General features: G+C 57.9%; 11 protein-coding genes. 5 read left to right on the top strand and 6 right to left on the bottom strand.

Annotated features, from left to right (window positions below):
* Nucleotides 1-10: 10 nt before the first annotated feature.
* From VMW85_02680 to dnaJ, 3 genes are read left to right on the top strand one after another with little or no spacing between them, the layout of a single operon-like run.
* Complete coding sequence (locus VMW85_02680) at nucleotides 11-553, top strand: nucleotide exchange factor GrpE (protein HUT26938.1); 543 nt, start codon at nucleotides 11-13, stop codon at nucleotides 551-553.
* A complete protein-coding gene (gene dnaK / locus VMW85_02685) occupies nucleotides 546-2396 on the top strand; it encodes a molecular chaperone DnaK (protein HUT26939.1) in 1851 nt (616 codons plus the stop codon). Before VMW85_02680 ends, dnaK begins: the two co-directional genes overlap by 8 nt.
* Before the next feature lie 8 nt (nucleotides 2397-2404).
* A complete protein-coding gene (gene dnaJ / locus VMW85_02690; GenBank protein ID HUT26940.1) occupies nucleotides 2405-3526 on the top strand; it encodes a molecular chaperone DnaJ in 1122 nt (373 codons plus the stop codon).
* 18 nt (nucleotides 3527-3544) lie between these two features.
* Here the strand turns inward: dnaJ and VMW85_02695 are convergent, their stop codons facing one another.
* Nucleotides 3545-3820, bottom strand: coding sequence for a DUF1294 domain-containing protein (locus VMW85_02695; protein ID HUT26941.1), 276 nt, complete (start codon nucleotides 3818-3820; stop codon nucleotides 3545-3547).
* A 210-nt stretch (nucleotides 3821-4030) separates the two neighbouring features.
* Between VMW85_02695 and VMW85_02700 the strand changes: the two genes are divergently transcribed.
* On the top strand, nucleotides 4031-5269 hold the full coding sequence (locus VMW85_02700; GenBank protein ID HUT26942.1) for an MFS transporter: 1239 nt from the start codon (nucleotides 4031-4033) through the stop codon (nucleotides 5267-5269).
* Nucleotides 5270-5273: 4 nt separating this feature from the next.
* Here the strand turns inward: VMW85_02700 and VMW85_02705 are convergent, their stop codons facing one another.
* Entirely contained in the window at nucleotides 5274-5798 is a 525-nt protein-coding gene (locus VMW85_02705) for a hypothetical protein (protein HUT26943.1), read from the bottom strand.
* Between the two features lie 154 nt (nucleotides 5799-5952).
* Between VMW85_02705 and VMW85_02710 the strand changes: the two genes are divergently transcribed.
* Nucleotides 5953-6714 carry a hypothetical protein gene (locus VMW85_02710; GenBank protein HUT26944.1) on the top strand — a complete coding sequence of 254 codons (762 nt, stop codon included), beginning with the start codon at nucleotides 5953-5955 and terminating at the stop codon, nucleotides 6712-6714.
* On the opposite strand, the gene VMW85_02715 is transcribed toward VMW85_02710, so the two are convergent.
* From VMW85_02715 to polX, 4 genes are read right to left on the bottom strand one after another with little or no spacing between them, the layout of a single operon-like run.
* Nucleotides 6691-8211: an AMP phosphorylase gene (locus VMW85_02715; protein ID HUT26945.1), complete on the bottom strand. Its 1521-nt coding sequence runs from the start codon at nucleotides 8209-8211 to the stop codon at nucleotides 6691-6693. The two genes, VMW85_02710 and VMW85_02715, sit on opposite strands and share 24 nt — an antisense overlap.
* Nucleotides 8208-9452 (bottom strand): RuBisCO large subunit C-terminal-like domain-containing protein, encoded by a 1245-nt coding sequence (locus VMW85_02720; GenBank protein HUT26946.1) that lies wholly within the window; start codon nucleotides 9450-9452, stop codon nucleotides 8208-8210. Before VMW85_02720 ends, VMW85_02715 begins: the two co-directional genes overlap by 4 nt.
* Before the next feature lie 4 nt (nucleotides 9453-9456).
* On the bottom strand, nucleotides 9457-10383 hold the full coding sequence (locus VMW85_02725; protein ID HUT26947.1) for a ribose 1,5-bisphosphate isomerase: 927 nt from the start codon (nucleotides 10381-10383) through the stop codon (nucleotides 9457-9459).
* A gap of 47 nt (nucleotides 10384-10430) precedes the next feature.
* Nucleotides 10431-12146 (bottom strand): DNA polymerase/3'-5' exonuclease PolX, encoded by a 1716-nt coding sequence (gene polX / locus VMW85_02730; GenBank protein ID HUT26948.1) that lies wholly within the window; start codon nucleotides 12144-12146, stop codon nucleotides 10431-10433.
* Nucleotides 12147-12148 lie beyond the last annotated feature (2 nt).

Consider the following 12148-nt stretch of genomic DNA (forward strand, 5'->3'; position numbering starts at 1 on the left):
TGGTCCCTCGATGGAAAAAAGCTTCAAGGACACGCGACCCCCGAAGCCGGGGAAGGCTCAGGACGAGCCGCTCATGTCGAGCGAGGAGAAGGAACGCCTCCAGGCCGAAGTGGGGGAGGCCAAGGCCTTAGCGGAAAGGAACCTGGACCTAGCAAAGAGGATACAGGCCGAGTTCGACAATTACATGAAACGTACCCAGCGCGAGAAGGACGAGCGGGTGAAGGCGGCCAACGATAAGCTGCTCTACGACCTGCTGGGTTTCCTGGATGATTTCGAGAGGGCCTTGGCATCCAAGGGCACTCCCGAAGAGTTCAGGTGCGGTGTGGAATCGGTATATACAAACTTACGATCATTGCTCCAGTCCAAGGGACTGGTAGAGACGCCCTGCGAGACCTTCGACCCTGTGGTGCACGAGGCTTTGTGCGTCGGGGAAGGGGAAGAGGGCAAGGTCCTAGAGGTCTACCAGAAAGGTTATTACCTGGGACCTAGGGTAATTCGTTATGCCAAGGTAAAAGTAGGCAAATGTTCAGACAGAGGTGAATCAGATGGCTAAGATCATAGGGATCGATTTAGGTACCAGCAACTCGGCCGCGGCGGTCATGGAAGGCGGCAGGCCGACGATAATACCGAGCGCAGAAGGAACGAGCATCGGCGGGAAGGCGTTCCCGTCCTACGTCGCTTTCACAAAGGACAATCAGCTCCTGGTCGGAGAGCCGGCTCGGCGCCAGGCGGTAACGAACCCGGAAGGTACCATCGCCGCTATCAAGCGGAAGATGGGCACGGACTATATGGTAAAGGTCATGGGGAAGGAGTACTCGCCCCAGCAGATCTCCGCCTTCATATTGCAGAAGATCAAGAGGGACGCGGAAGCATACCTTGGCGAAGAGGTCGTCAAAGCGGTGATCACCGTGCCCGCTTACTTCAACGATAACCAGAGGCAGGCCACCAAGGACGCCGGGGCCATTGCCGGGCTGGAGGTCATCAGGATCATCAACGAGCCGACATCGGCGGCGCTCGCTTTCGGCCTGGACAAAGTCGGAACCTCCCAGAAGGTCATGGTGTTCGACCTGGGCGGCGGTACCCTCGACGTGACTATAATGGACTTCTCCGAAGGGGTCTTCGAGGTCGTGTCTACCAGTGGCGATACGCAATTGGGCGGCACGGACATGGATGAGCTGCTCATCAAGTACGCGTTGAACATATTCAAAAAGGAGAGCGGCATCGATCTCACGGCCGATAAGATGGCCATATGGAGGGTCCGCGAGGCCTGCGAAAAGGCCAAGATCGAACTTTCCACAACCATGTCCACTGAGATCAACCTGCCCTTCCTGGCCGCCGGGGACGACGGACCGAAGCACCTGGCGTTCAATCTGACCAGGGCGAAACTGGAAGAGTTGGTCGAGCCGGTGATCAACCGTTTGCGCAACCCTGTCGATCATGCCATGAAGGACTCCGGGCTCAGCGCTGACAAGATCAACTCCGTCATTTTGGTCGGAGGACCGACGCGCATGCCGGTCATCCAGAAATTCATGGAGACCATCGTGGGCAAGAAGATCCAGCGGGGCGTGGACCCAATGGAATGTGTGGCCATGGGCGCCGCGGTACAGGCGGCCGTTCTCTCCGGTGAGGTAAAGGACGTCCTTCTGCTGGACGTGACGCCATTATCCTTGGGCATTGAGACGCTGGGCGGAATAGCCACCAAGCTGATCGAACGCAATACGACGATCCCCACGCGTAAGAGCCAAATATTCTCCACCGCTGCTGAGGGGCAGACCAGCGTGGAGATCCATGTCAGTCAGGGAGAGAGGCCGATGGCCAAGGACAATACGTCGTTGGGCCGGTTCATGCTCATGGGCATCCCGCCCGCTCCCCGTGGTGTACCCCAGATCGAGGTGACGTTCGACATAGACGCCAACGGTATCGTCAACGTCAGCGCCAAGGACCTGGGGACCGGAAAGGAAGCGAAGATAACCATCACCGCCTCCACGAAGTTGGGTTCCGAGGACATCGATCGCATGGTTAAAGAGGCCGAACGCTTCGCCGAGGACGACCTGAAGAACAAGGAAAAGGTCGAGACCATCAACCAGGCCGATCAGCTGGTCTATGCCACCGAGAAGGCATTGGCCGAACTGGGCGATCAAGCGTCGAACGAGGAGCGCACCAATATCGAAACCGTATCCAATGATCTCAAAGAGGAGATCAAGAAGGGTGAGACCGCCTCCATCAAAGCGAAGATGGAGATCCTGCAGAAGGAGTTCTACGCTATCTCGGCCCGCATATACCAGAACGTGGCGCAGAAGCAGCAGGAGGCCGGCCAAGATGACGGTCAGCAGGGCGCCGCCCCCAAGGACGATAATGTGGTCGACGCTGACTACAAGATCGTGGACGACCAGTAGGCGACCCCATGGCCGAGAAGCGCGACTACTACGAGGTCCTGAGCGTAGACCGCAAGGCGAGCGAAGAGGACATCAAGAAAGCCTATCGACAGTTGGCACGCCAGTACCATCCCGACGTCACCAAGGAGGACCCCAAGGTGGCCGAGGAGCGCTTCAAGGAGATATCGGAGGCGTACGAGGTCCTGATGGACAAGGAGAAGCGTGAGCTCTTCGACAAATACGGGCACGCCGGCGTCAACAGCCAGTTCCAGGGCGGAGGCTTCAACTGGAACGATTTCACCCATCAGGGCGACGTACGCGACATTTTCGGTGACCAGGGCGGTTACGGCAATATCTTCGATATGTTCTTTGGCGGCGGACGCTCCCGTGGTCCCCATCAGGGGCAATCCCTGCGTTACGACCTGGAGATCACCCTGGAGGAGGCGGCGGACGGCATCAAGAAGGAGCTCACCCTGCCGCTGACGGTCAAATGTGACGTCTGCGCCGGTACCGGTTCAAAGAGCAAGAAGGAAGAGGTGTGCACCCATTGCGGCGGCAAAGGCCAGGTACAGAGGGTGGAACGCCGCGGCTACTCACAGTTCGTGTCCATAGGCGCTTGTCCAAAATGCCATGGCAGCGGCAAGGACATCAAGGACCCATGCCCGGAATGCGACGATGGTTGGACGCGTAAGCGACAGAAGATAGCTATCGATATCCCCAAGGGAGTGGACACCGGCATGAGGTTGAGGGTCGGAGGGGCGGGAGAGCCCAGCCCGGACAGAGGTCCGCCTGGTGACCTGTTCGTGGTCATCCACGTCAAGAAGCACAAACTGTTCGAGAGGGATGGGGCCGACCTGTTGATCGAACAGGAGATCAGCTTCCCTGAGGCGGCATTGGGTGCGGAGATGGAAGTGCCAACGCTCAAAGCGAAGGCCAAGCTGAACATTCCCTCAGGCACGCAACCAGATACGGTCTTCAAGCTCAAGGGTGAGGGATTGCCGCGCGTGGACGGCCACGGTAAAGGAGACCAATATATCAAGGTCAAGATGTCCGTGCCCAAGAAGCTGACCGGCGAGCAGAAGGACCTGCTGCGCCGGTTCGGTGAGATCGGGCCGGGGAAAAAGAGCGTGTTCGGACGGGGCAAGAGCTGACCTATGAACCTTTTTTTTTTAAAAATAGTACAGTATGAGCAACAGCAGGTGCAGTATGACGAACAGCGGCACCAGCTTGAACAGGGTCTTGCGGGTCTTGTGATGGAACAGCCTCATGGCGGTCCAGGCTCCGAAGGGACCTAGCAACGCGGCCGTCAGTAACCGCGTCTCGGAGATGCGATGCTCTCCTTTCACGGCGTTCCTCTTGTCCCAGCCATACATGGCGAACACCACCAGGTTGATCAGCAGGTAGGCGCTGATGAACCCCAGGAGCAGGACCGAGGAAATTTCCATGACCGGGCCATTGGCCCGGGGCAGTATATGGTTATTGCCTCATCTCTCGATCCCCGCGGTCAATGAACACCCTCAGTTCATCTCATCACCCCGAAGCGGTCCATTTCCTGGACCCGGTCGGGCAGCACGTTTTCAGACCCAATGTTCCGTGCTAATATATGACATTGGAAATCATTATCTTCATAATTCACTTGCCTAGAGATTGGTAAGATGACGGTAAGGTTGCCCTCATTCAAATCCACCCAGGGTTTCGACCACAGGGTCTGGACGCTGTTCTATGGGCGAATCATTTCCGCGTTAGGTTACTCAATCGTGATGCCATTCCTGGCCATCTACCTCCACGATGATCTGAAGATCTCCATGACCATGGTCGGGATCGTCCTTCTCATATCGGCCATAGTCGGATCCGTAGGGCAGATCATCGGCGGAGAACTAGCTGACATATTCGGCCGTAAAAAGATCATGGTCATAGCCATGGCCGCCCGGTCCCTTACCTTCCTGTTATTGGCCTACATAATCTCCGGCGGCGCGGACCTGATGGTCATCGCTATCATGGTCTCGATGAGCAGCCTGTTCGGTTCGCTCTTCGAACCGGCCACCAGCGCCATGATAGCCGACGTGGTGCCATCCAAGAAAAGGCTGGAAGCCTACGGGCTACTAAGGGTAGGCGGGAATCTAGGTTGGACCTTAGGCCCCCTGCTGGGTGGTCTGCTGGCCATGATATCGTTCCCCTTCCTGTTCCTCATAAGCGCCCTGGCCACCGGGACAGTGTCCTTCATAGTGCTGTTCCTCGTAGCGGAGAGCATCAGTCCCAGCAGTAAAAGGGACCACTTCTCCATCAAGGACATGGGTCGGATAAGGAACGACCATCGGTTCATAGGCTTCGCCTTCATCTCTGTGTTCCTGTTCATCATGTTCGGCCAGATGGCTTCCACCTTCGCCGTCTTCTCCACGTCCCAGGTGGGCATCAGCAGCGCCGAGCTCGGTTATCTTTACGCATTGAACGGGATCCTGGTGGTGCTGATACAGTTCCCCATAGCCCGGGCCATCAACCATTACCGCATGACCAGGGTGATAGCCTTCGGCGCGCTGCTTTATGCCGTCGGTTACGGCATCGTAGGCTTCGCTCCCGGCCTCGGCTACCTGGCCATGTGTATGATCGTGGTCACCATGGGTGAGATAATCGTCTCCCCGTCAGCGATGACACTGGTGGCCAAAATGTCTCCGGAGAAGGAAAGAGGGCGGTACCAGGGGATGTTCGGGCTGGTCAGCAACTTCGGTTTTTCTGCCGGGCCGTTCTTCGGTGGCATGCTGTACGATTCGCTCGTGAACCAACCAGTGTTGCTGTGGGCCGGGATAGGGTCCTTCGGTCTCATGGCCGCTATCGGTTTCCTGATGCTGGGTCGATGGCTTCCAGTGATGACCGATCGGGTGGACTGCGACGAATGAAGGATCAGTGCGGAAGGTACTCGATCGTCCGTCTCTCTCCATCGATGCGAGCCAGCATGCCCATACCCGCCCGGGCGTCCAGCATGGCAAAGAAAACGGTTATCCCGGTGTCCCGTACCATGCTCATCAGATCGCCTTCCATCACGGCCTCGGAGATGAGCTCTTCGTCGCCAATGCTCTCGAAACTGAATAAATAGATCAGCATTCGTTCTTTAGCGTCGCTCTTCATGAGCCGGTCCAAGGCAACGGCCACCTGTTCGCGGGTGAGGTTCAATCCCAGAATGATGATGGAATGTTCCTTTCCCTCGGAGGTCAGCACCCTGACGCATTGGTGGCTGTCGGACTCCTCCTGCACTCTGAATTCTCCTTTTATTGTCCGGGCGATCTCCGGCAGGTCGCCGTCGATCTGCAATGCCAAATACCGAGCCAAATACTGGTTCGCCAGGTCAGGAAGTTCCTCGTTCAGGAAATCCCGGCAGGTCAGGACGCACTTGTCATTGACCGTTTCTTTCAGAACCTTTCCGTCCACGTATTTCCATGCAAACCCTGCTTATTTCACCGTTGCGCCTCCTAGCACACCGATGAACGAAGCGTCTGCCCACTACGCGGTCGTCGATCGGGGCATGGTTCGGCCGGTCCTCAAGGACCAATGATTAAATCTCCGTGCGTTGAGTAATAGGTGAATGAAGATGGTGGCCGTGGTCACGGAGGACTTCCGATTCTTCTATGGGGCGGTGCGCTCCCTCAAGGAGAAGGGACAGCCGTTCATCTCCCAGGGATTCGGAGATCCACTGCCGTTGAACGTAGAGCTGGTGCTTACCACCGAAGGGGAGAGGAACCGGTTTCACGGCCGACTGGTCATTGCCAATGATGATCCGAAGCGGGCGGTGAAGACCGCCTTGGCGGTCTTGCAGGGTGGTACCTTCAACCGACTGGTAGTGGGCGTGGACCCTGGACCCAGACCGGGAGTGGCCATACTGGGAGATGGGAAAGTGCTGCTAGCGGAGACGGTCCTTTCTCCGGAGGAGGTCTGTCCATTGGTGGAGGACTATCTCTCTCTGGTCAGCACGAACGAGCTGGTGCTGAAGGTCGGCCACGGTGATCATACCAACCGGGACCGGGTGGTGAACTCCCTCTGGGGCATCACCTGCAACATCGAGATGGTGGACGAAACATCGACCACTAAAAGTACGGACCGGTCGGACGCGGACGCGGCCATCACCATCGCCCGGAGCAGGGGGCAGCTGCTTCCTTTCCGTCCATTGGTCAGGCCTACGCCGGGCGAGCTTCGGGAGATCCAGCGGCAGAGCCGCATCAAGAGCCACGGGGCGATCACCATCTCAACGGCACTGGCCCGAAAGGTGGCCTTGGGAACGATCGATCTGGAACTGGCCATAGAAGAACAGAAAGGGAAAAGGGTTTCAGAGGTAAACTCTGGAGAATGAAGGCACGCGAGCCAATACCATTCCCTGTATTTCGATCGGCTCCAAACGGATGGCCAGCTTTACGGCCTCCTGCAACTTCCACTCATTGTCGGCATAGATGGTGAAGATGGTCTCTCCCTTGTCCACCTTATTGCCCACCTTCTTGCTGATGACCAGTCCTGCGCCCTTGTCCTTGGGCGAACCGGCCGTTCGGGCGATGCGTACCAAGGCCTTGTTCAGGATGGCCCCGACGTAACCGGACTGCTTGGCTATGACGTCCACGTTGAACTGTCCCACCTTGATGTCCGAGGACTTGATGTCAGGGTTTCCGCCTTGGGCCTCCACGATCTCGCGGAACTTCTTCAAGGCCCTGCCGCTCTCCAGCAGCTGGCGCGCCTTCTCCACGCCCTGGTAATCTCCACCCATCTCAAAGAGCATGCCGGCGATGCTGACGGTCTTTTCCACCACGCTGTTGGGCGTCTTGGCCCCTTCCAGGATGGACATGGCCTCGATGGACTCCAGCGCTGGACCTATGGCCCTTCCCACCGGCTGTCCGCCGTAGGTGATGGCGCACTCCACCTTGATGTCCAGTTGTTCCCCCAGCTGAATAAAGTCCCGGGCGTAGATCTTGGCCTCCTCCATGGTAGGCACCTTCGTCCCCGCTCCCATGGGAATGTCGATTACCAGGAAGTTCGCCCCGACCGCCTTCTTCTTGGACATGACCGAAGCCAGCAGCTGCGCGTGCGGATCTATGCCCAAGGGGTACTCGGCCTTGATGATGAGATCGTCCGCCGGAGCTAGGTTCAACGAACCACCCCATGCGAACACCCCGCCGACCTTCTCGGTAATGGTCTTCAATTGCACTGGCGTAAGCGCCACGTTGGCGAACACCTCGACGATGTCCGATGTCCCAGCGGCGCTGCTGATGGCACGTGAGGATGTCTTGGGGATCTTGCAGCCTGCGGCGGCGACTATGGGGACGACGAGCAAGGTGATCTTGTTCCCCGGGCAACCACCTACGCTGTGGAAATCGTACACCGGGCCGTCGTCGAAGCTGATGGTCTCCCCGGTGGCCACCATCGCTTTCGTCAGATCGGCCGTCTCACGTAGGTTCATCCCCCGGATGTACAAGGCGGTGACGTACGCCGAGAGCTCGATGTTGGATAGCGTCCGGGAGGAAATGTCGGTGATGAGGGTGGTTATCTCCTCGGTGCTCAGTTCCGCACCGTCCATCTTCTTGCGTATGTATTCCACGGACTCGGGCTTACTGGAAGCAATTACATCCACCGTCTCCTTGTCCTCGGCACCGATGGTATGGAAGGTCGAGCCTAGGAGTCCGATCTCCCCTTTCTTCACCACGGTGTCGCTGGTGGTGACGATGGCCACGGTGGTCTTTCCCTCATGACCCACCTTGACCCGGTCCCTCTCTCGTAATCCCAGCTCGGCACAATCGAAGTCGTGCATCACGACGGATATCTCCCCGGTGTCCACGTCCACGTATTTCGCCTTAAGCTTCATGCTAATCCCCACTTCTTCAGTGCCTCGGCCAGTTCTACGTGGTCCTTGGCGTAAACGTCCAACGGGATGTCCACGGCCGCAGCGTCTACGGCCTGGGCCATGGCTCGGGCGCCTCCACGCACTCCTCGGGGGTGACCGGACACACCGCCGCCAGCCTGGATCTGCAGGTCCATTCCCGCCATCTCCACCAGCTTCTTGATCATGCCCGGTTGCACTCCACCGGACGCCACCGGCATCACTCTCTTGTAAGGCAGGTCCTTGGTCAGGCAGATGTCCTTGTTGGCCAGGTCCTCTTGGGCCCCGCCCTTCATCTTGCCGACGCCGAAGGTCCCGACATGCAAGGCATCACCCCCCACCATCCTGGCCAGGGTGGCGAACACGTTCATGTTTATGCCGTGCTCCGGATTCCTGGTCATGGCCCCGTGCATGGTGCGGTGCACATGTATGGGTAATTTGATGGAAGGGTCCTCGGCCAGCACCTGTATGGCGCCGAAACCGCAGGTCAGCACGTCCACCATTAGTTGGCTGGCACCCAGTTCCTGTGCCCTTTCAGCCACCTCTAGGATCTGATGTCCGTTGGTGCTGATGTTGATGGCGTGTATCATGACGTGACCGCTATCGCTCCTCACCCGGTCCAACGCTTCCGCGATGGCCACGACCCGGTCCTCCAGGGGACAGAACTTCTGGTTGCTCAGGGTCTCGTCGTCCTTCCCGTTGGTGAGGCCGCCCATGCCCGCTTCATAGACGTAATCGGCGGTCTCTTTCGGTGTCAGTCCGATCTTCGGTTTCACTATGGTACCCACCAATGGCTTGGTCGGGCGTTTGAGTATTGAGCGCAGGCCGTCCACTCCGAACTTCGGCCCTTTGAACTCTTTTAACATGCATTTCGGGAAGATGACATCCTCCAATCGTACTCCCTGCAGGGCATCCAGGCCGAACAGGTTGCCCGCAATGATGCTCAATATCTGCGGTACACCTCCGATGTCCAGGCTGAAATCCTCGACCGGGAAGGCGATGGAAGTGACGTTGCCGTCTATGGCGATGACCTTGCCGCTGCGTTTCAGGAAGTTATCCTCGTTCAGGGTCGATAGCTTGGTCCAGGTACCGGTGGACTGTTCGGTGGCGATGGCCGCTGCCGCCGTCGTCATCTTAAGGTCGGTCTTGACCTTGTATTTGCAGATCACGTGCGAGTCAAAATCGATGGCTTCGTTCAAATGTAAGTATCTTTCTTCGTATTCCATATGATCAATCCTCGTAGAAGATGAACTCCTGTCCCAGTTCCTTGATTATTACCTGATAGGCAGCATAGGGTGGGATGACCCCGATCTCGGTCACGATCGAGTCGATGTATTCCGGCGGAGTGGCGTCGAAGACCGGGTTGAACACTCTGACCTGAGGCGGGACCTCTCCCTCCTTCACCACTTCGGTGGCGTCCCGCTCCTCGATCTTTACCAATTCTCCGTAAATGGTCCTAGGGGAGAACTTGAACGTCTCCGCGCATACGGTGAACGGGACGCGCGCCTCATGGGCCGCCAATGCCACCTGCGACGTCCCTATCTTGTTGATGACCGCCCCGTTGGAGGCGATGGTGTCTGCCCCGACCAACACCAGGTCGATGTCCTTCATGACATAGCGAACGGCGGAATCGATGATGATGGTGACCGGTATACCTAACTTCGCCAGGTCGTTGGCGGTGAGCACCCCCTGTCTCCACGGTCGAGACTCTGTGGCGTAGACCTCGAAGCGCTTGCCCTGGGCCCAGGCCTCCGCCATGACGGCGATGGCCGCTTTGCTGTTACAGTGTGTGAGGACCTTATCGCCTTCCCTGATGCGGTTGGCCCCCAGTTTGCCGATGGTCTTCAGAGCGTTCTTGGAGCGCCGTATGAACCGATCGGCGTTCTCCCCCACCTTGGTCCGATACTCCTCGGCCGTGATCAATTTGGAGGTGTCCTTGAAGACGTACTGCACTCCGTTCCAAAGGGATATGGCCGTCGGTCGAGAGGCCAATAGCGCATCCCTTCCCTTCTCCAATCGGGAACGCATCCCCTGCAGGTCCTGACCTGGATATGAATCAACATCCTCCTTCAGGGCCTGGGCCGCCCGTCGGGCGATCTCCGCCGCCCCGCGAATCTCCATGGTGCGGATACGCTCCGCGATATCCTCGGCCGACATCACGTAAGTATCAACCATTCTCCCAGATATAAGTTCGGTGCCCAGCATCACAGGCCCAGACGTTTTCGCAAACCGTCCCAGGATAGAGCGTTCAATACCAGTTCCTTAGGTACCCATCCCCGGCGGGCGGTGGCCACGCCGAAAAGCATGTAATCAAGCTGTCTCACATTGTGGGCGTCGGTGTCGATGCTCAAGGTGACCCCTCTCTGCGTGGCCATGGCGCAATAGATATCGTTCAGGTCCAGCCTCTCAGGGAAGGAGTTGACCTCCATCGCGACGCCGTTGTCCTTGGCCGCCTGGAGCACCGCCTCCATATCGAACTGGTACCCTTCCCTCTCTCCTATGATCCGACCAGTTGGATGGGCCAGTATGCGCACGTGCTCGTTCGAGATGGCCGTCAACAGCCTCTCGGTCATCTCTTCCGGGGACATCTTGAACCGGCTGTGCACCGCAGCCACTACAATGTCCAGTTCCTCCAGGACCTCTGGTGGATAGTCCAAGCCTCCTTTTTCGTCGATCTCCACTTCCGCCCCGGCCATCAGGTGAATGTCAGGATACCTTTCCCCTGTTTCCCGCACCAAACGGATGTTCTCCTGCAACCGCTCCACGCTGAGCCCGTTCCCCACCTTCAATGATCGACTATGGTCGGTGAACGCCAGGTACTCATACCCTTTTCCCAGGGCGGCCTCGGTCATGGCCTCCATGCTGTCCACTCCATCACTGGCCTCGGTATGAGTGTGCAGATCGCCCCGGATATCCGAAAGCTCCAGTATGTGCGGTATCCGTCCTTTACGCGATAGGTCGATCTCTCCCCGGTCCTCCCTCATCTCCGGAGGTATCCACTGCATGTCCAGGACGGAATATACGCCCTCTTCGGTCTCTCCGGCCACCTTCTCTCCGCTCTCCTTGTGATATACGCCGTACTCGTTGATCTTGTATCCGAGATCGATGGCCAAAGAGCGCAGCGTCACATTATGCTCCTTGGAACCGGTGAAATACTGTAAGGCCGCCCCATAGCTGGACGGTTCCACGACCCTCATGTCCACCTGCACTCCGTCCACTAGGCGTATGGAGGTCTTAGTGGGTCCTCTCAAAAGCACCTCCTCTGTCTGAGGGTAGGAGATGAACGTATCCATCGCCCGCTGCGGATCATCGCTCCCCACCAATATGTCGATGTCGCCGATGGTCTCCTTCATTCGACGCAGGCTGCCGCCCAGGCTCACCAGTGGGAATCCGTGGGAACGTATGTGCTCCTCCAACGCCTTTCCTCGAGGATAGGCGTAGCCCAGGAGCGTTCGTCCTTGTCCGGACTCTAGGAACCTGATGCCTTTCAAGATGTTCTCCTCGGTCCTCTCCCCAAAACCTTTCAGCCGCCTGATCCGGTGCTGCTCCGCTGCTAGTCTGAGGTCTTGCAGGTTTGTCACCTTCAGGTCCTTGTACAAGCGTCCCGCGGTCTTCGGTCCAACGTCGGGCACCCGCATCACCTGCAGCAGTCCGGCAGGGAACTCGTTCCTCAGGTCCTTCAAATATTGTAATTCCCCGGTCCGAACGATCTCCACGACCTTGTCGTGGATGGCCTTGCCTATCCCAGGGACCTGGGCCAGATGGCCGCGTATATAGAGGTCTTTCACATCCGCGGTCAGGGATTCTATCTCCCGGGCAGCCCTCCTGTACGCCCGGACCTGGAAGAAGGAGTCCTCCTTCAATTCAAGAAGGTCGGCCACCTCGTCCAGTATGGCCGCGACCTTGACATTGAGCTCCACTT

The sequence above is a fragment of the Methanomassiliicoccales archaeon genome, from assembly GCA_035527755.1.
In the GTDB taxonomy this organism is placed as follows: domain Archaea; phylum Thermoplasmatota; class Thermoplasmata; order Methanomassiliicoccales; family UBA472; genus UBA472.

What these genes read in the sequence shown, in the direction of transcription:
- VMW85_02725 (HUT26947.1), bottom strand. Translation starts at nt 10,383, where the DNA reads ATGTCGGCCGAGGATATCGCGGAGCGTATCCGCACCATGGAGATTCGC.
- VMW85_02720 (HUT26946.1), bottom strand. Translation starts at nt 9,452, where the DNA reads ATGGAATACGAAGAAAGATACTTACATTTGAACGAAGCCATCGATTTT.
- VMW85_02710 (HUT26944.1), top strand. Translation starts at nt 5,953, where the DNA reads ATGAAGATGGTGGCCGTGGTCACGGAGGACTTCCGATTCTTCTATGGG.
- dnaJ (HUT26940.1), top strand. Translation starts at nt 2,405, where the DNA reads ATGGCCGAGAAGCGCGACTACTACGAGGTCCTGAGCGTAGACCGCAAG.
- VMW85_02695 (HUT26941.1), bottom strand. Translation starts at nt 3,820, where the DNA reads ATGGAAATTTCCTCGGTCCTGCTCCTGGGGTTCATCAGCGCCTACCTG.
- VMW85_02700 (HUT26942.1), top strand. Translation starts at nt 4,031, where the DNA reads ATGACGGTAAGGTTGCCCTCATTCAAATCCACCCAGGGTTTCGACCAC.
- dnaK (HUT26939.1), top strand. Translation starts at nt 546, where the DNA reads ATGGCTAAGATCATAGGGATCGATTTAGGTACCAGCAACTCGGCCGCG.
- VMW85_02715 (HUT26945.1), bottom strand. Translation starts at nt 8,211, where the DNA reads ATGAAGCTTAAGGCGAAATACGTGGACGTGGACACCGGGGAGATATCC.
- VMW85_02680 (HUT26938.1), top strand. Translation starts at nt 11, where the DNA reads ATGGAAAAAAGCTTCAAGGACACGCGACCCCCGAAGCCGGGGAAGGCT.